Genomic DNA, 19,294 nt, shown 5'->3' with positions numbered 1-19,294 from the left:
TTTTTATCTCTAAAATTCTTCCGTGTCCAAAGCCCGGTTGATGAATTCGTTTAATGGTTTTAAAGCAATCAATTTTTGGCTCATTTTCTTTACGAAATCTTTCTCTAAAACTTCAGAAACATTGTAAACTTGAGTTGCCGTGAAGCTTTTCAATTTTAAAAATTCAATCGCTGGATGATCTTTTTCGTAACCGCGAGGCATGCTTTTTAGCGAATTGTTTTCGTTTATGTCTAAACTTCCAAACTCTTTTTTGAAGTTTTTATCGTTTAAAATTTCCTGTAAATCTTCATAGAAAAAAGCAATTTCTTTACGGACTTTCTTTAAATCTTCCGCTTCAGGCGAATAAAATCCGCCGGCGATAAAACTTGCACCTTTTTCGATATGAACATAATAACCTGAACGATTTGCGCCCTTTGCTCCAGCCGACATCCAAACTCCCAAATGCGCTTTGTATGGAGATTTGTCTTTAGAAAAACGAATATCACGATTGATTCTGAAAGTACAGTTTTTAACTTCCAATAATTCCAATGAAGGATCAAGCGGTTTCATTGCATCCAAAAAATCACTTACCAATTGATGGTAGTCTTTCTTGAAAACTTCGTATCTCTTTTTATTTTCTTGAAACCATTCGCGGTTATTGTTTTTTCTTAAATCGTCTAAAAATTGCAATGATTCTTTCGCTAACATATTCTTTTTTATTGCAGTTGTTTTTAATGTTTATTGTGGGAGACTGATTTTTGGTCTGCCACGAATTACACGAATTTACACTAATTTTTTAATTACTGATCGTTCAACTTTGACAAAGTTTTAAACTTTGTCAAAGTTAAAAGTTAAATATAAATTAGTGTAAATTAGTGTAAATTCGTGTAATTCGTGGCAAAAAAAATCAATCACAAATTGAATATTTTGTAAGTCTGATGCGTCGATTTTACAATCGCTTCGGTTCTTTCTGGGTGCGTATCAGAAATAAAAAGTTGTCCAAAAGTTTCGCTGTTCACCATTTCTATAATTTTGGCAACACGCGTTTCGTCTAGTTTATCAAAGATATCATCAAACAAAAGAATTGGTTTTACACCACTTTGTTTTTTCAGGAATTCAAATTGGGCCAATTTTAAAGCAATCAGAAAAGATTTTTGCTGTCCTTGCGATCCGAATTTTTTTATCGGATGCGAATCAATTTCAAAAGACAAATCATCTTTATGAGTTCCAACTGAGGTATAATGTAAAGCTCGATCTTTATTAATGTTTTCTTGTAAAAGAGTCAAAAGGTCTTTTTCGAATAAATGACTTTCGTAAACCAATTGCACGCTTTCTTCAGATCCCGTGATTGCCTGATGATGCGTATTAAATATAGGTATAAACTGTTCTAAGAAATCTTTTCGTTTTTCAAAAATTGATTTTCCGTACGCTTGCAACTGCTCATTATATATAGATAAGGTATCGTTGTCAAAAACATGATTCAGCGCAAAATATTTTAAAAGTGCATTTCGCTGCGTAATTACCTTTTGATATTGTATTAGTTCGTGCAGATAAGTTGAGTCTAGCTGCGAAATCACACTATCCATAAATTTACGGCGCGTTTCACTTCCTTCAATAATCAAATCGCGATCGGCTGGCGAAATAATTACAAGTGGAATAAACCCAATATGATCTGAGAATTTATCGTAAGGCTTGCCGTTTCGCTTTAAAACCTTTTTTTGTCCTTTTTTCAAACTGCAGACAATCTGCTCGGTTCTCTCATTTTTTTCGAGTTCGGCATCAATCACAAAAAACTCTTCGCCATGTTTGATATTTTGCACAGCAAGCGGATTAAAATAGCTTTTTCCGTAAGCCAAATGGTAAATAGCATCGAGCACATTGGTTTTTCCAATGCCGTTTTTACCCACAAAACAGTTGATTTTGATGTCGAAATCAAAACTTGCTTCAGAAAAGTTCTTGTAATTGAATAAAGAGATTTTGTTTAAATGCATTTTTTAGGGACTCCAGTGTAAAATTTACTGTTTTTAAGCAGTAAAAATTTGAGGTTGCAAATTACCGAAAATTATCGATATAATTGGCTTTGGAGCAATTCTCAGCCAATTTATTTTAGCGCTTTCGCGAAAGCGCAAATCACAAAACAAAATATTTCTTTTAAAATAGTGATAAAATTGAAATTTTTTACGTCATTTTCAATAAAAATTTTATTTTTGCCGTTCACTAAATAAATTTTAAATGGCAACTTACAATAAAAGAGGATATAAGACACCAAAAGAAAAGGAAGTAAAAGAGGTGGTTACTGAAGAGCAACAAGTAGTTATTGATGAGAAAGACAGTACAACTGCTGGAGTTTTCTCAAAATTAGACGAAACAGCTTCAAGAACTGAGGATTGGGTGGCTAAAAATCAAAAAATCATTATTGGTTTAGTTGCTGGTATTGCAGTTGCTACAATTGGATATTTGGCTTACCAAAAATTTATTGCAACTCCAAAACAAGAAGAGGCTGCAAGTGAAATGTTCGTTGCTCAACAAAACTTTGAAAAAGCTGTAAACGGTGTTTCTAGCGATTCATTATTCAAATTATCATTAAACGGTTCAGAAGGTAAATTCGGATTTATTAAAATCGCTGACGAATATTCTGGAACTGATGCTGGAAATTTAGCAAACTACTATGCTGGTATCGCTTATTTAAATACTGGTAAATTTGATGAGGCAATTAAATATTTAGGTGAATTCAAATCAGAAGATGTAATCTTAAGCGCTTTAGCTAAAGGTGCTACAGGAGATGCTTATTCTCAAAAAAATCAGCCAAAAGAAGCTTTAGATTTTTATGTAAAAGCTGCTGAATCTAACAAAAACGATTTTACAACGCCTCGTTTCTTATTAAAAGCAGGAAAAGCTGCTTTAGCTTTAGGACAAAAAGAAGATGCTTTGAAATATTTCAATGACATTAAAGATAATTACGACAGTACTCCAGAAGCAGCATCTGTTGATGCTTTGATCGGATTAGCGCAATAATTATACTATTTGAGTTCAGTTTTTAGATTTTAGATTCGTATTTTAGCAGTCTGAAATTAAAAAACAAAAATAGTACAGATGGCTACTGAAAATAAAAATCTATCAGAATACGATAAAAACACAATCCCAAACGCGAAAGACTTTCGGTTTGGGATTGTTGTTTCTGAATGGAATGATACTATAACAGAAGGACTTTATAATGGTGCTTTTGATGCTTTAGTTGATTGTGATGTTCCTGCTCAACAAATTATCCGTTGGAATGTTCCAGGAAGTTTTGAGCTAATCTACGGAGCAAAAAAAATGCTTCAAACACAAAATGTTGATGCGGTTATCGTAATTGGATGCGTAATTCAAGGAGAAACTAAACATTTTGATTTTGTTTGTGAAGGCGTTACACAAGGAATTAAAGACTTGAATGTTCAAACTGATGTTCCAGTTATTTTCTGTGTTTTAACAGATAATAATATGCAGCAATCAATTGACAGAAGTGGAGGAGTTCACGGAAACAAAGGAACTGAAGCGGCAATTGCTGCAATAAAAATGGCATACATTCGTCAGCAGGCTTCAATAGCTCACGTTTTTAATCAGCCATTATTAACTTCGGGAGCGCTTCAAATTGAAGATTCGCCAAAGAAAATAGAAAACGAATAAAACACATTTGTTTTAATAAAATTAAAACCTATACTGTGTAATAACGGTATAGGTTTTTTTATTTTTTTTATGATTATTCTTATTCTAAAAGACGATCAAAATTCATTAAATTTGTACTTCTTGGTTTATAAAAACCGAATCTAAACTTTAAAATTATTTTTGCTTAATGTCGAGTATTATTCAATTGCTTCCTGATCACGTTGCTAACCAAATTGCTGCTGGAGAAGTGGTTCAAAGACCAGCTTCAGTCGTAAAAGAGTTGTTAGAAAATGCTGTTGATGCCAAAGCAACTGATATCAAATTAATTATAAAAGATGCTGGTAAATCGCTAGTGCAGGTTATTGATAATGGTGTTGGAATGACCGTTACAGATGCTCGTTTGTGTTTTGCCCGCCATGCTACTTCTAAAATCCGTCAAGCTGAGGATTTGTTTTCACTTGGTACAAAAGGTTTTCGCGGAGAGGCTTTGGCTTCTATTGCGGCGATTGCGCACATGGAAATGAAAACGAAGCAAGATCAGGACGAGCTTGGAACGCATATTATAATTGAGGGAAGTAAATTTGTTTCGCAAGAAGTGGCTGTTTTGCCAAAAGGAACTTCATTTGCGGTTAAAAACTTATTTTTTAATATTCCTGCTCGCCGTAATTTCTTAAAGTCCGATACTGTTGAATTTCGCCATGTTATGGATGAATTTCAACGTGTGGCATTGGCGCATCCTAATATTCATTTTAGTTTTTATCACAACGGAAGTGAGATGTATAATCTTCCAGGCGCAGGATACCGCCAACGAATTGTTGGTATTATGTCAGGAAAAACAAATGAAAAGCTAGTTCCTGTAAATGAAGATACAGAAATTATCAATGTTCAAGGTTTTGTATGCAAACCTGAATTCGCTAAAAAAAATAGGGGAGAGCAGTTCTTTTTTGTAAACGATCGATTTATAAAAAGCAGTTTTTTGCATCACGCGGTAATGTCTGCGTATGACGGATTACTGAAAGATGGTTCTCAGCCAAGTTATTTCTTGTATCTGCAAGTTCCGCCAAATACAATTGATATTAATATCCATCCAACTAAAACTGAAATTAAATTTGACGATGAGCAAGCATTGTATGCTATTTTAAGAGCGTCTATCAAGCATAGTTTAGGACAATTTAATGTTGCTCCGGTTTTAGATTTTGATAGAGATGCAAATTTAGATACGCCATATCATTATAAAGATTTAGGTGCAGAAGTGCCAACAATTCAGGTAGATGGAACTTTTAATCCGTTTACAGATGACAAAACCAATCAGCATTATAGTAAAGCTGGTTCGGGATCGTCAGGATACAGTTCAGGTTCTTCTTTTTCATCTTCATCTGGTTCTTCATTTTCGGGATCATCTTATTCAGGTTATTCTAAAAGAGTAGAACCAATTGCAAGCTGGGAAAGTCTATATACTGGTTTAGATGTCGAAAATCCTGAAAGCATCGAAAGTTCTCCGTTTACATTCGAAAATGAAGAAGTGACTTCTTCTTTGTTTAATGATGAAGATGTAGAACAGGCTACTCAGAAGACATATCAAATTCATAAAAAATATATTGTTTCGCCAATAAAATCAGGAATGATTATTGTTGATCAACAGCGCGCGCATCAGCGAATTTTGTACGAACAATTTTTGCTAAATATGACGGTTAATCAAGCAGCGAGCCAACAGTTGCTTTTTCCTTTAGATTTATTTTATTCAGCATCTGAAATGGAATTAATCGAAGAATTAAAACCTTCGTTAGCAACAACAGGTTTTGTATTTGACGAAAGTAAAACCGATCATATTGTAATTTCTGGAATTCCAGTGAATATTACAGAAAGTGAAGTTCCGTTGGTGATTGAACAATTATTAAGCGACTTACAAGACGGAATTCCGGCGAACAGTTACAGTCAGAACGATACAATTGCCAAATCAATGGCGAAAAGTTTAGCGGTTAAAACAGGATCTTATTTAACCGAAAAAGAACAAGATAATTTAGTAAACGGATTGTTTGCTTGTAAAGATCCAAATATTTCACCTTTTCAAAAACCTACCTTCATCACGATGCGTGTTGAGGATATAGATAAAAAGTTTGCTGTATGATGAATATGACTCCAGTAGTTAAACAACTGCTAATTATTAATATTATCTTTTTTATTGGTTCCCAATTGGTGCCAGTTTCTTACGAATATTTGTCGTTGTTCTATCCAGAAAGCGAAAACTTTAGAGCTTGGCAAATTGTTACGCACATGTTCATGCATGCGCCATTGCCAAATTTTGCTCATATTTTATTCAATATGTTTGCATTATATAGCTTCGGTTCTGCTTTAGAGCACTTTTGGGGCGGAAAAAAGTTTTTGTTTTTCTATATCTCTTGTGGTTTAGGTGCAGCATTGCTTCATACAGGAGTAAATTATTTGCAATTGCAATCTTTTTTAAGCTCTGTTTCTGAATTGAATTTATCTAAATCAGAATTGCATCTGATTTTAAATGCAAATTATTCTTCTTTATTTGATGCAAGCGGAAAAATGATGCAGGGAGAAATTGCTACTATTTTAAATAAAGCACATTGTACGCAAGAACAATTTAATGCTCTTGCACAAGCTAGCGGTATAGTTCAATCGCCAGTTTTAGGGGCTTCTGGAGCAATTTATGGTTTGTTAACAGCTTTTGCATTTATGTTTCCAAACGCACAGCTTGGTTTGTTGTTTATTCCTGTTCCAATCAAAGCAAAATATTTTGTTCCTGGAATTTTAGCAATTGACTTATTTTTAGGTTTTAAAGGGAGTTCTTTATTTGGAAGCGGAGGAACTGGAATTGCGCATTTCGCACACATCGGTGGTGCAATTGCAGGTTTTTTAATGATGTTATACTGGAAAAAAAATCAGTTTAATAACAACCGTTGGAATTAATTTTTAACTTTAAAGTACAAATTCTAAAACAAAAGAGTTTCTATGAATATTTTAGACGATTTAAAATTACAATATAGATTAGGAGGTATTGCAATGCGTGTTATGTATTGGAATATAGGTTGTTTTATTGTATCGCTTATTTTCTTCTATCAATTTTCAATTGGTCTTTTTGATTTTCCAAATTGGTTGGCATTGTCGTCAGATCCGCAGGTATTCATGTTTAAACCTTGGACACTTTTAACGTATGCTTTCTTTCACGATGGATTTTTCCATCTGTTGTTTAATATGATGGTGCTTAATTTTGCCAGCTCTTTGTTTTTAACCTATTTTACTCAAAAGCAATATTTAGGATTGTACCTTTTAAGTGCGATTTTCGCTGGAATTATTTTTGCCTTAAGTTTTTATATTTTAGGAACAGCTGCTTCTATTGTTGGAGCATCGGCTGCTATAATGGCTATTTTGGTTGCTGCAACTACCTATTCCCCGTTAATGAATGTTCGTTTGTTCCTATTCGGAAATGTAAAGCTTTGGCATATTACGGCTGTTATTATAATTTTAGATTTGATGCAGTTCCGTCTCGGAAACATGGGCGGACATATTTCGCATCTAGCAGGTGCTTTCTTCGGATTTGCTTATATAAAACTGCTTCAAAACGGTACCGATTTGAGTACCATTGTTTCTAAAACTTTGGATTTCTTTGCAAATCTTTTTAGAAAATCTCCTACGACCCCATTTACAAAAGTTCATAAAAATTACAAAAAACCTACAGAAAAAACGACGTCAAGAATTGTTACAAAAGACAAAACGCAACAACAGATTGATGAGATTTTAGACAAAATCAGTCAGTCAGGATATGATTGTCTGACAAAAGAAGAAAAAGAGTTTTTATTTAAAGCTGGAAAATAAACTTGTAGGAGATTAAATATGAAGAACCTTTCTTGGTTTAATAAAATAATGTTCTTTTTGAACATAGTGCTAACTGTGCTTACATTTAGCGTCTATGTTTTACCTTTTTTAGCACCTAAAAGTTTCCCGCTTTTATCGGTGCTTACTTTGTTTATGCCTGCTTTTTTTGTGGCAAACGGCCTCTTTTTTGTCTATTGGGGAATTCAGTTTAAAAAACGCCTTATTTTGTCTGGTTTAGTTTTATTGACTGGAATTACATTTATCAGCAAGTTCTATAAGTTTTCTGCAAAAGAATATGTGAAAGACGAAAAAGATTTTTCTGTTATGAGTTATAATGTTCGTCTTTTTAATGTTTTTAAATGGCTGGATCGAGATGATATTCCGTCAAATATTAAGGCTTTTATCGACGAAAAAGATCCGGATATTTTGTGTATTCAAGAATATTCCAATTCTGCACATTTGGATTTAAAAGTATATCCTCACCGTTATATTTTTATTGATGGAAAAAAAATTAAAACAGGCCAAGCTATTTTTTCTAAATTCCCTATAATTGAGGAAGGAAAGATTGTTTTTCCAAAATCGGATAACAATGTAGTTTATGCAGATATAAAACGTGGAAAAGATATTATTCGTGTTTATAATATGCACTTGCAGTCTATTAAGATTTCTCCTGATGTAAGCGAAATATCAGATGATATCGATAATGTAAACCAAAAGAAATCACAGCGTATTTACGGAAGAATAAGTAAAGGATTCAAGCAACAGCAAGAACAAGCTGAGATTTTTAGAGAACATATAAAAAACTGCAAAACTCCAATGATTATTTGTGGAGATATGAATAATAGTCCGTTTTCTTATGTATACAGAAACATAAAAGGAAAACTGAAAGATGCTTTTGAGGAAGCAGGAGAAGGTTTTGGCGCTACTTATAAATTCAAATATTATCCAGCAAGAATCGACTACATTTTTACGGACAGTAAAATGAAAGTAAAACAATTTGAAAGCTTCCCTGATTTCGAAAATTCAGATCATTATCCAATTATGACAAGACTTTCAATGGAGTGATTTTTAGGCGAAAGTCAAAAGTGGGAAAGTCAAAAGTTAGTTTTACGAGATATGAGAATTCATAACCCATAACTTATAATTCATAATTTATACGATTTTCTGCGTTTTTAAATAATCCATTGCAAATTTACCTTCGTTAAAAAGTAAATCCAAAACGCTTAAATTGTTGATGAAGCCATGTTTGTCATCAAAAACTTGAGTGTATTTTTCGAATGAATTGGCATCTTTTTTACCATTTGCTAGATGTCTGAAATCGGTAAATCGATTCACTTCATGAAAGTATTCAGTAGTTTTTCCAAATTCCAATTTCATTCGAAGGCATTTAGTCACAACATCTAAGACTTCGAAGTTTAAATCCATTAAAAACTGGTGCTTTTTCTCGAAAATAGGAGTGATATCATCTTCAAAGTACTCAAAGAACGGAGAGCTTCTATATGCTGCTTCAAGCGATTTGAAATGCTGTTTCTGCCAATCAAATTCGTTTTCGATCAAAATATCTTTTGTCTTCTGATGTGCTTCTTTAGAATGCTTAACAGGGATATTTAATAATTGAATTCCATTCGGACTATAGATGTACGTTCTGTTTCTATTAGTCTGTTTCTGAAAATTATCTTCCATTTCAAAAGTAATGCTGTCAGATTGCGCAATTACTGCAAAATGACTGATAGATGGGAAATAAGTTGGAAGTATTAAGGAATTCATTTTTTGTTTCGTTTCGGGTTTAAAATGTTTCAGGTTTCAAGTTAGCGTTAAAACGTAAAACTTGAAACCTGAAACAAAAATAACTTATTTTTTATTATGCTTTATTCTCTCTTCTTTTTTTCCAGATAAAATCTCCTACGAAATAAATAGCAAGAAGTATTAAGAAGTATTTAAAGTAAGATTGTGGCTGACCTTCGCCATCTACAGTTGTAAATACTCGGCTCCAGCGAACTTTATTGATTCCTTTTCCGTTAGTATCCCAGCTCATCCAAATGAAAACTGGTTTTCCTACAATGTGATCTTCCGGAACATAGCCCCAGTAACGGCTGTCTTCTGAGTTATGACGGTTGTCTCCCATCATCCAGTAATAGTTTTGTTTGAAAGTGTACGTTGTAGCAGGTTTTCCATTGATTAAGAATTTTGAACCTTGTAATTCCAGCGTATTTCCTTCATAATTTGTAATGATCTCTTTGTAAAAAGGAAGAGATTCATTTGTTAAAGCAATTGTTTTTCCTGCTTCAGGAATGTAAATAGGTCCCATATTATCTTGGTTCCATTTGTTGATATGAGGAAAAATATCGTTGTTATCTCCTGTGTCAACTTTTCTAATTACTGCAGTAACTCCTGGAGTATGTTTGAATCTTTCTGCTCCGGCTTCTGTTAAAGCGCCTAAATAAAGCGTGTCTCTTTTTTCAGTTCTAAAACCTGCAGGATCAGTAATATCTAATTCTTTGAAGATCGTTTCAAAATCAATTGGAGTTTTTCCATCTAATGCTACCGCGTATGAATACTGAGGTTTTGCTCTTTCAGGTAAAACTAATTTTTTTCCATTAATAAAAACATAACCATCTTTGATTGATAAGCTGTCTCCAGGGATACCAACACATCTTTTTACGTAGTTAGATTTTTTATCAATTGGCTTGATAACGCCAGGTCTTCCTTTTGGTTCAAAGAAATAATGAACCGTATCGACAGGCCAGTTAAAGACGACAATATCGCATCGGTTTATTTTTTGAATAGCCGGAAGTCTTAAATAAGGCAATTGTGGCCAGCTTAAATACGATTTTGTTTTTGTTAAAGGAATAGAGTCATGAACCATTGGTAATGCAACAGTTGTCATTGGAACTCTAGGGCCGTAGTTTAATTTGCTTACAAATAGAAAATCACCAATCAATAAAGATTTTTCTAAAGATGATGTCGGAATTGTATAAGGCTGTACAACGTAAGTATGTACTAATGTTGCTACTATAATCGCAAATAATAGAGAGCTAACAGTATCTGCAGCTTTATTTTCTGGAGTTAATTTTCGGTCTTTATTATACTCTAATTTCTGAGTGTAATTAACAAAATAGATATAAAAACCTAAAGTGAAAAGACCTAAAATAGTGTCTAAAGTTGATTTTTTGCCAAATGTTCTTAAAGTTTCCACCCATACAACCGGAAACATAATCAAGTTGATGATTGGAATAAAAAGCAGTAATGTCCACCATGTTGGGCGCCCGATAATCTTCATTAAAACGATAGAATTGTATACCGGAATTGATGCTTCCCAGCTTTTTCTTCCTGCTGCCTGATATAATTTCCATGTTCCAAGAAAATGGATAATTTGAACGGCTAAGAAAAATACGAACCAAGAGTAAAATGTCATAATATTGTATTTTAAGTTTTAATTCAAGTTTTAGTAATCTTGAATTTTGGTCAATTATTGTAAGTTTAGTACATCTTTCATAGAGAAAATCCCCTGTTTTCCTGCTAGCCATTCTGCTGCGATAACAGCGCCAAGAGCAAAACCTTCGCGGTTGTGAGCAGTATGTTTAATTTCGATGCTGTCAATAGCAGAATCGTAATTTACAGTGTGGGTGCCAGGTACTTCGCCAGTTCTTTTTGCTTCAATACGAATTTCGTTTGCTTTAGGATCTTCCATTGTCCAATTAGCGTAATCGCTGTTTTGGATAACGCCTTGAGCTAAAGAAATTGCTGTTCCGCTTGGAGCGTCAAGTTTATGAATGTGGTGAATTTCTTCCATCGAAACTTTATAAGTATCGAATTGTTTCATGATTTTAGCCAAATATTCATTTAATCCGAAGAAAATATTTACTCCTAAACTAAAATTTGAACTAGAAATGAATCCGCTTTTTTTCTCATTGCAAAGCGCAATCATTTCGTCATAATGTTCTAACCATCCAGTAGTTCCAGATACTACAGGTACATTGGCATTAAAAGAAGCCGAAATGTTGCTAACTGCTGCTGATGGAACGCTGAAATCGATGGCAACATCGGCTGTCGAAAGTCCATCATAAGTATTAAATTCATCTTTCTTTAAAACTATTTCGTGACCTCTTTCTAAAGCAATTCTTTCGATTACTTTACCCATTTTTCCGTATCCTAAAAGCGCAATTTTCATTATGATTTGTTTTTTGATTTTTTAAATAGAATTCAATCTATTAAAACTTATAATTAAAGGTTAGTCCGACGTTTGGTTTAAATGTTACATCGGCAGGATAAATTTCTGGACGCATTGAAAGTCTTTCGTTTACGTTAAACTGTATCAAAGCCGCGTCAACATTGGCATCGATAATGTTTAAAACATAGAATCCGACAACAAATAAAGCAGATAAATCTCTGTTTCTTTGGTAGAATTTTTGTCCTGCGATAAGTCGGCTGTCATCCAAATATTTATATTTATCATCGTTATAGCCTTCTAATCTTCGTTTGTAGGCATTACGATAATCGTGGTATTTCTTATTGTTGTCTATGTAGAAATATAAACTTGTTCCAATTGCTCCGTAAACCAATGGAATTTTCCAATATTTTTTGTTGTATGCTTGACCTAGACCAGGTAGAACGGCAGAATAAAAAGCTGCTTTTGCTGGAGTAAGTGGGTCTATTTCTTGTAATGCAGTAGTGTCTTTTACGACCAAAACCGTGTCTTTTTTTACCTGGGCAAAAAGAGAAACGGTTCCTGTTAGAAAGAACAATAGACCAATGGGGACAATTTTATTCACTATCCGTTTATTAATTTCATAATTCTGTTAAAGTCAGCTTCAGAATTAAATGGAATTGTAATTTTTCCTTTTCCGTTGCCAGCGACTTTTATATCAACTTTTGAGCCAAAATAGTCGTTGAAACTGTTTTTTTGAGTTTCTCTAACAACAAATCCGGCATCAGCTTTAGGTTTGCCATCCGCTTTAGGCTGTTGACCTTCGTGGTAATTTTTTACTAAAGCTTCTGTCTCACGAACTGATAAATTTTGGCTAACGATTTTTTGATAAATATCGGTTTGAACGTCTAAATCTTCAATGTTGATAATTGCTCTACCGTGTCCCATACTGATAAAACCGTCACGAATACCTGTTTGGATAATCGGATCTAATTTTAAAAGACGTAAATAGTTGGCAATTGTCGAACGTTTTTTTCCAACTCTTTCGCTCATTTGTTCTTGAGTTAATTGAATTTCGTCGATTAAACGTTGGTATGATAAAGCAATCTCAATTGGATCTAAGTCATGACGCTGGATGTTTTCAACCAAAGCCATAACCAATGATTCGTTGTCATTTGCAATACGAATATAAGCAGGAACATGAGTAAGGCCTACTAATTTAGACGCACGAAGACGACGCTCTCCAGAGATTAACTGGTATTTATTAAAATCTAATTTACGAACAGTAATAGGTTGAATTACACCAAGTTCTTTAATAGAAGTGGCTAACTCACGTAATGATTCTTCATTAAAATTGCTTCTAGGCTGAAACGGATTTATTTCAATCGCACTTATTTCAAGCTCAATGATATTTCCAACAACCTTATCAGCATTTTTGTCTTCTACTGATTTAATGTCGTTTTCCGGATCCTTTAATAGTGCAGATAATCCTCTTCCTAAGGCTTGTTTTTTAATTACTTTTGTCATAAAAACTGTTTAACTGTTTTTCTTTATAATTTCTTGTGCTAAATGAATATAGTTTACGGCACCTTTACTTGTGGCATCATAATTAATGATACTTTCTCCAAAACTTGGAGCCTCACTTAATTTTACATTTCGCTGAATTACAGTGTCAAAAACCATATCGTTAAAGTGTTTTTGAACCTCTTCTACAACCTGATTTGATAAACGTAATCTTGAATCGTACATTGTTAATAATAAACCTTCGATGTCAAGATCAGGGTTGTGGATTTTCTGAATACTTTTAATAGTGTTCAAAAGTTTTCCTAATCCCTCAAGTGCAAAATATTCGCATTGAATAGGAATAACTACAGAATCTGCTGCTGTTAAGGCATTTAAAGTTAACAAACCTAGAGAAGGAGCGCAGTCGATAATGATATAATCATATTCTTGTTTTGCTTCTTCTAATGCTTTTTTAAGCATGTATTCACGGTTTTCTTTGTCAACCAATTCAATTTCGATAGCAACAAGGTCAATGTGAGCAGGTATCACATCTACGTTTGGAGCTGTACATTTTAAAACGGCTTCTTTTGGTGTTACAGTATGCTCAAGGATTTGGTAAGTTCCAGTTTCAACTGTTTCTACGTCAATTCCAAGACCAGATGTAGCATTGGCCTGTGGATCAGCGTCGATCAACAATACTTTTTTCTCTAAAACACCTAATGAGGCAGCAAGATTTACTGATGTAGTAGTCTTTCCAACGCCTCCTTTTTGATTAGCAATAGCAATGATTTTGCCCATTTATTTTCTGAATTTTGAACCGTAAAAATACAATTATTTATGGTTTCTGAAAATCTATTTTGTTAACATTTGTGAAAGTTCCATTAATCGTGGTTTCATGGGTGTTTGGCACAAAAAAAAATAGATATCAATAAAATTATCAATAAGATTTTTAAGCAATTTAGTTCGAATTCTTGCTGGAAAAAGGCATGAGTTTGATTTTCTGCTTCGAAAAAAGGACTTATTTTAAAATTTCAATAGTGACATAAACCAAACCGCTTTTTTTATTTGAAGCAATGTTCATAAAAGCTTTTTTGCTAAGGTCAATTTCTCTTCCCTTAATAAATGGTCCTCGGTCTATAACTTCTACAATTGCAAATTTCTTATTCGCTTCGTTGGTTGCTTTTAATATTGAGCCAAAAGGAAATTTTTTATGAGCTACAGTAAAATTATTATTGTTGAATATTTTACCGCTTGCCGTTTTTCGGCCATTAAATTTATCATGATAATAAGATGCATGGGCATTCTTCTTGTATAGCACACTCTTTTTTGCCAATGGAAATGAGTCAATGGAAATGATGTTTTTTTCTTGTGCGATGGCAGTAATAGAAAAAACTAAAACCATAAATAGTGTAATCTTTTTCATTTTATTTCTAATTCTTTTTGCGGACAAAAAAAAGGCATTATTGAAAAACAGAAAGTGTTCAATAAGGTTTATTTATGCCAAAAAAGGACCAAAATCCTAGGTTTTGTAGTGTTTTTGATAAGAAAATTGAGGCTAGAAACGAATAGACGACTTAAGTATTATTGCTATTTTGGGCTTTCTAAAAAACTACAATTATTACAATCTATCAAACCACAAAATGAACATTCTTATGAGTAAAAAAGCAATCTCATTATTTACAGTATTTGCGTTTTTTCTGTTTTTATGCAGTTTTATTTCACCTAATTCGCTTGACGAAAAATTAGAAGGGAATCAAAAAGGAGAACGTAAAATTATTTATAACAAAAAGAAACATAGTATTACATTGTCATGGTCAGCTTTTGGCTCTTCAGGAAATTATGTAATTACAAGAGGAGGAAGTCGTTTGGCGTCAGATTTTATATCAGTTGGGTCAACTTCTAAATTGACATTTATTGACAATAAACCTAACAAGGATAAATATGAGAATTATTATAAAGTAACTCGTAATGATATTACAATTATAATTTCGCTCGAAAATCAGATTTTTGGAGACAATATGTATTTCTATGATAGAAAACATGAAAAAGCCGAAACAGCCCGAAATGAAATTAACTCGCAGTTTAGCAGTATCGGTTTAGGTGGTGCCAATGGCGAATGGACAACAAAACGCCAAGCTTATTATTTTAAGCCAAATGTGAATGGTCAAACGTATGATGTTGGTGGATCAGGTTCTGCATCATCAAAAGAAGCAAATGCTATTGAACTAGGATTTTATTCTCATATTGGAGGATTAGGTAAAGTGCCTTCAGATGTTAAATTGGGAGCAATATTTACAAGGCCTCATCTTTCTGGCGGAGCTAATGCAACTTGTACATTTTGGCGTTCTGTAGAAAATGTAGAAATAATGCGTGATTTTTCGTGGACGGTTTCTCAGTCAACAAGCGCGAGAAGACTTTTAATTGAAAGTACTTCAAAATACATTTCAGATATCGGAGATACGAATTTTTGGGGAAGCGGTGGTTTTATTGCCGATGCTCATTATACAACAGTAAGACCAAATTGGGGCGGACAGCAGCAATGGTATACCAGAAACTCTGTTTTTCCTTCGGGCTCTGGTGCGATGGGAGGTTCTTATAATATGGTTTGGCAGGGTTGTGTAAATTCGCCACAAGCAAATGACAGTAATTCGCCAATTGCTACAACTCCCATTATTAGAGAAAAACCTTTTCTTTTTATTGATAGTGATGGAGAATACAAAGTTTTTGTTCCAGCATGGCAAAAGGATAGAGTTGGAGTTTCTTGGTCTTCGACAGATATGGGTAAGGGGCAATCTCAAGATTTGATTACGAAATGGTATGTTGCCAAAGAAGGAGATACGGATGTAGAAATTAATGCCGCGCTGAAAGCAGGAAAAAATATATTTTTTACTCCGGGACATTATGCATTAAATGCTCCAATTCAAGTAAACAGAAAAGATGCAATCCTTCTTGGTGCCGGAATTGCCTCGGTAACTTTGGAGCCAACGGAGAAAAATACTTGGGGTTGTATTTATGCGGATGATAAAGACGGAATTATTATTGCCGGGCTTCTGATGGATTCATTTAATAGTACAACGTATCAAGTTAGAATTGGCAATGAGGATGCAAAAGCGGATCATACCGCAGATCCTATTTTGCTTAGTGATATTACTTGTAGGGTTGGTGGAGTGCAGTCAAAAAATATTCAGATTCAGGCTTCAATGCAGATAAATAGCAATAATGTGGTTGGAGATCATTTTTGGTTGTGGCGCGCCGATCATGGTTCGCAAAAAGGCGGTGATGCGCGTTGGACAAGAGACAGATGTAAAAACGGACTTATAGTTACGGGAAATGATGTTACGCTTTATGCCTTATTTGTTGAACATTTTCAAGAGTATGAAGTTTTATGGCTTGGCGAGCGTGGAAGAACTTTCTTCTTTCAAAATGAACCTCCATACGATGCGCCGAATCAGGCTGCTTGGAGCAGTCAAGGGGGTAGAGTTGATGGTTATGCGGCTTTTAAAGTAGCGAATACTGTAAAAGAACATCATACAATCGGAATGGGATCTTATGCTGTTTTTACAGGAACGGATGGAAATGTGAATAAGAAAAATGGTTTTGAAATACCGAATAGTCCAAATGTGAAATTGGGAAAAATGTGCATCACTCGTTTCGCTGGTCCTGGAAATATTCAAAATATTATTAATAGTACAGGCGGAAGTACAGCAACTGGTGCAAAACGTGTAGCATCATACAGTAATGGAGAAGGGACACAGCCTTTTGATGAAGAGTTTGCTTTGCCAAATCGTGAATCGTATCCTGCTTATATAAGTATGGAAAAATAATCAAGAAAGAAATTCTTGCAATTAAAACTCTGAAGACTATTGATTTAGTTTTCGGAGTTTTTTGTTTTTTCGCAAAGTCGCGAAAGTTTATATTTAAGTTTAAAGCAAAAAAAAAGTCTTTTCAAAATTGAAAAGACTTTTGTCGGGGTGGCAGGATTCGAACCTGCGGCCTCCTGCTCCCAAAGCAGGCGCGATAACCGGGCTACGCTACACCCCGAAGATGTAATTTTTGTTGTAGTGCCCGAAAGCGGATGCAAAGATATAAATAAATTTGATTTGTAAAAGAAAAAAATGAAAATAAATAAAACTTATTTTAAGATAGCTATTTCAGATTTATTTTCGGCGTTATTTTTTATAATAAAGTTTACATTTGCAACTGAAAAAAACTATTACTATGTCAAATACAATCGAAAAAATTAAATGCCTTATTATAGGTTCTGGTCCTGCAGGTTATACTGCAGCTATTTATGCGGCTAGAGCTAACATGAATCCAGTGTTATATCAAGGAATGCAACCTGGTGGTCAATTGACTACTACTAATGAGGTTGAAAACTTTCCAGGTTATGTTGATGGAGTAACAGGACCTGAAATGATGATTCAGTTACAAGAACAAGCAAAACGTTTTGGTGCAGATATTCGTGATGGATGGGCAACAAAAGTTGATTTTTCTGGAGATATTCATAAAGTTTGGATTAATGATTCAATCGAATTGCACTGTGAAACTGTAATTATTTCTACAGGTGCTTCGGCTAAATATTTAGGATTGCCATCAGAACAACACTATTTAAATATGGGTGGTGGAGTTTCTGCTTGTGCAGTTTGCGACGGATTCTTTTACAGAAACCAAGATGTTGTAATTGTTGGAGCAGGAGATTCTGCTTGTGAAGAAGCGCATTACTTATCTAAGCTTTGTAAGAAAGTAACAATGTTGGTTAGAAGCGAGAAATTCAGAGCTTCTAAAATTATGGAAGAGCGCGTTCGTAAAACAGAAAACATCGAGATTTTAATGAACCACGATACTGTTGAAGTTCTTGGAGATAATAATGTAGTTCATGCTATTAAGGCATTAAATAAAACTACTGGAGAAGTTATCGAAATTCCTGCAACTGGTTTCTTCGTAGCAATTGGTCACAAACCAAACACAGATATCTTTAAAGATTATATCACATTAGATGAAACAGGTTATATCGTAAATACTCCAGGTACATCTAACACAAACGTTCCAGGTGTATTTGTTGCAGGAGATGCTGCAGATCATGTATACCGTCAAGCGATTACTGCTGCAGGTACAGGATGTATGGCAGCTTTAGATGCTGAAAGATATTTAGCTTCTAAAGAGTAATTTTTAGTTAAAGTAACTAGTCGCAGTCACAGTTTACGCTGTGTTGTTTAAATAAAAAAGTCCCAATCTTAACGATGGGACTTTTTTATTTAAACTCTTAATTTTAAAAGTTTATAATGTCGTTGCTTTTGGTTTTGATGCACCTGGTTTTTTTATCAGTTTTGCTTCTTCGCTAAAGCGTGTAAGGTCTATTTTTGGATCACCCAATAATGAAATTTCAGACTTGTCTCCAGCTGCAATTGCGATAGTGTTTTCTGCTAAAACGGTTGCAACAGCAGAACCTTCAGTCGTAATATTTGCATCTTTCAAAGTAAATTTCGTGCCAGTGAAAACAGAATTATTGTCTAATCTAATTGTTGCTTTTTCTGCAATACCTTCAATTGCGGCAGTTGCTCTTTGGTACAAATCACATTTGAACTTTACAGCAGAAACCAAAGTTTTTACAGCAGCATTTTTACTCAATTGAAGATTTCCGTCTTCCGCTTTTAAATTCAATTCTGTTCTGGTTTTATCATCAGCAATTAGAGAGAATTTCTTCGAATTTACATTCAGGTATAATTTAGAGAAATCAAGACAATTCATTGTAATATTGTCTAATTGTAGTTCTTGAATAGCGTAAACAATAGCTTCATTTTTAGTGATTACTTTATTCAATGATTTAGTGTAAGTAACCTTAACAGATAATTTCTTGAATATGCTAGATTCTTTATTTGTATATAATCGAAGCGTTTTTTCTCTTAAATCCATTCCTACGATATCATGCAGGTTATCGTCGGCTTCAATTTTAATTTCATTTTTTTCTCCCTGCTCCAAATAAACTTCCAGATTATCATCGACTTCAAGAGCATCAAAATTTCCAACTTCTTTTATTGAGGTAGTTACAATTTTAGAGCCTTTAATTTTTTCTCTTTTTTGTGCAAAAGTGAAAGTAGTAACAAATAATAATAAGAGCAGCGCTGTACCTTTTTTCATTAATTCTAGATTTGATTTTCACAAATATAAAAAAATCAT

At 33.9% G+C, this 19,294-nt stretch carries 18 protein-coding genes and 1 tRNA gene; 8 read left to right on the top strand and 11 right to left on the bottom strand.

The genetic code is table 11. The annotated features are described in order from the left end of the window. Positions 1 to 9: 9 nt before the first annotated feature. Together ACE01P_RS00840 and recF are read right to left on the bottom strand one after the other, a co-directional pair. The gene (locus ACE01P_RS00840) at positions 10 to 687 is read right to left on the bottom strand and encodes a DUF2461 domain-containing protein (RefSeq protein WP_379693030.1); all 678 of its coding nucleotides are present in this window, start codon (positions 685 to 687) and stop codon (positions 10 to 12) included. A 203-nt stretch (positions 688 to 890) separates the two neighbouring features. After that, positions 891 to 1,970 carry a DNA replication/repair protein RecF gene (gene recF / locus ACE01P_RS00835; RefSeq protein WP_379693028.1) on the bottom strand — a complete coding sequence of 360 codons (1,080 nt, stop codon included), beginning with the start codon at positions 1,968 to 1,970 and terminating at the stop codon, positions 891 to 893. Positions 1,971 to 2,211: 241 nt separating this feature from the next. Between recF and ACE01P_RS00830 the strand changes: the two genes are divergently transcribed. The 6 genes from ACE01P_RS00830 to ACE01P_RS00805 all read left to right on the top strand — a co-directional run bounded on the left by ACE01P_RS00830 (position 2,212) and on the right by ACE01P_RS00805 (position 8,532). After that, entirely contained in the window at positions 2,212 to 2,994 is a 783-nt protein-coding gene (locus ACE01P_RS00830) for a tetratricopeptide repeat protein (protein WP_379693026.1), read from the top strand. A gap of 78 nt (positions 2,995 to 3,072) precedes the next feature. Continuing rightward, on the top strand, positions 3,073 to 3,645 hold the full coding sequence (ribH, locus tag ACE01P_RS00825) for a 6,7-dimethyl-8-ribityllumazine synthase (RefSeq protein WP_379693024.1): 573 nt from the start codon (positions 3,073 to 3,075) through the stop codon (positions 3,643 to 3,645). A 166-nt stretch (positions 3,646 to 3,811) separates the two neighbouring features. After that, complete coding sequence (mutL, locus tag ACE01P_RS00820; protein ID WP_379693022.1) at positions 3,812 to 5,752, top strand: DNA mismatch repair endonuclease MutL; 1,941 nt, start codon at positions 3,812 to 3,814, stop codon at positions 5,750 to 5,752. Further along, on the top strand, positions 5,749 to 6,561 hold the full coding sequence (locus tag ACE01P_RS00815) for a rhomboid family intramembrane serine protease (protein WP_379693020.1): 813 nt from the start codon (positions 5,749 to 5,751) through the stop codon (positions 6,559 to 6,561). The genes mutL and ACE01P_RS00815 overlap by 4 nt, the downstream gene beginning before the upstream one ends. A 42-nt stretch (positions 6,562 to 6,603) precedes the next feature. Continuing rightward, positions 6,604 to 7,467, top strand: coding sequence for a rhomboid family intramembrane serine protease (locus ACE01P_RS00810; protein ID WP_379693018.1), 864 nt, complete (start codon positions 6,604 to 6,606; stop codon positions 7,465 to 7,467). A 48-nt stretch (positions 7,468 to 7,515) separates the two neighbouring features. Next, positions 7,516 to 8,532, top strand: coding sequence for an endonuclease/exonuclease/phosphatase family protein (locus ACE01P_RS00805; protein ID WP_379693423.1), 1,017 nt, complete (start codon positions 7,516 to 7,518; stop codon positions 8,530 to 8,532). Between the two features lie 87 nt (positions 8,533 to 8,619). On the opposite strand, the gene ACE01P_RS00800 is transcribed toward ACE01P_RS00805, so the two are convergent. The 7 genes from ACE01P_RS00800 to ACE01P_RS00770 form a co-directional block, all read right to left on the bottom strand. After that, a complete protein-coding gene (locus ACE01P_RS00800; protein WP_379693016.1) occupies positions 8,620 to 9,234 on the bottom strand; it encodes a WbqC family protein in 615 nt (204 codons plus the stop codon). Between the two features lie 94 nt (positions 9,235 to 9,328). Beyond that, positions 9,329 to 10,882, bottom strand: coding sequence for a signal peptidase I (gene lepB, locus ACE01P_RS00795; protein ID WP_379693014.1), 1,554 nt, complete (start codon positions 10,880 to 10,882; stop codon positions 9,329 to 9,331). Positions 10,883 to 10,936: 54 nt separating this feature from the next. After that, positions 10,937 to 11,638 carry a 4-hydroxy-tetrahydrodipicolinate reductase gene (gene dapB / locus ACE01P_RS00790; protein WP_379693012.1) on the bottom strand — a complete coding sequence of 234 codons (702 nt, stop codon included), beginning with the start codon at positions 11,636 to 11,638 and terminating at the stop codon, positions 10,937 to 10,939. 40 nt (positions 11,639 to 11,678) lie between these two features. Further along, positions 11,679 to 12,239, bottom strand: coding sequence for a DUF5683 domain-containing protein (locus tag ACE01P_RS00785; RefSeq protein WP_379693010.1), 561 nt, complete (start codon positions 12,237 to 12,239; stop codon positions 11,679 to 11,681). Beyond that, on the bottom strand, positions 12,239 to 13,141 hold the full coding sequence (locus ACE01P_RS00780; RefSeq protein WP_379693008.1) for a ParB/RepB/Spo0J family partition protein: 903 nt from the start codon (positions 13,139 to 13,141) through the stop codon (positions 12,239 to 12,241). Before ACE01P_RS00780 ends, ACE01P_RS00785 begins: the two co-directional genes overlap by 1 nt. 9 nt (positions 13,142 to 13,150) lie before the next feature. After that, entirely contained in the window at positions 13,151 to 13,915 is a 765-nt protein-coding gene (locus ACE01P_RS00775; RefSeq protein ID WP_379693006.1) for a ParA family protein, read from the bottom strand. A gap of 220 nt (positions 13,916 to 14,135) precedes the next feature. Continuing rightward, a complete protein-coding gene (locus tag ACE01P_RS00770) occupies positions 14,136 to 14,540 on the bottom strand; it encodes a septal ring lytic transglycosylase RlpA family protein (RefSeq protein ID WP_379693004.1) in 405 nt (134 codons plus the stop codon). Between the two features lie 229 nt (positions 14,541 to 14,769). On the opposite strand from ACE01P_RS00770, the gene ACE01P_RS00765 reads away from it, so the two are divergent. Next, entirely contained in the window at positions 14,770 to 16,941 is a 2,172-nt protein-coding gene (locus ACE01P_RS00765; RefSeq protein ID WP_379693002.1) for a hypothetical protein, read from the top strand. Positions 16,942 to 17,083: 142 nt separating this feature from the next. Here the strand turns inward: ACE01P_RS00765 and ACE01P_RS00760 are convergent. Further along, positions 17,084 to 17,158: transfer RNA gene (locus tag ACE01P_RS00760), tRNA-Pro, on the bottom strand. A 177-nt stretch (positions 17,159 to 17,335) separates the two neighbouring features. Between ACE01P_RS00760 and trxB the strand changes: the two genes are divergently transcribed. Further along, entirely contained in the window at positions 17,336 to 18,283 is a 948-nt protein-coding gene (gene trxB, locus ACE01P_RS00755; RefSeq protein WP_379693000.1) for a thioredoxin-disulfide reductase, read from the top strand. A 111-nt stretch (positions 18,284 to 18,394) separates the two neighbouring features. On the opposite strand, the gene ACE01P_RS00750 is transcribed toward trxB, so the two are convergent. Beyond that, complete coding sequence (locus ACE01P_RS00750; protein ID WP_379692998.1) at positions 18,395 to 19,255, bottom strand: GIN domain-containing protein; 861 nt, start codon at positions 19,253 to 19,255, stop codon at positions 18,395 to 18,397. Between the last annotated feature and the right edge of the window lie 39 nt (positions 19,256 to 19,294).

Origin of the sequence: Flavobacterium sp. HJSW_4, assembly GCF_042436695.1 — a bacterium.
Lineage (GTDB): Bacteria > Bacteroidota > Bacteroidia > Flavobacteriales > Flavobacteriaceae > Flavobacterium.
This window is presented reverse-complemented; position numbering and strand designations above follow the sequence as displayed.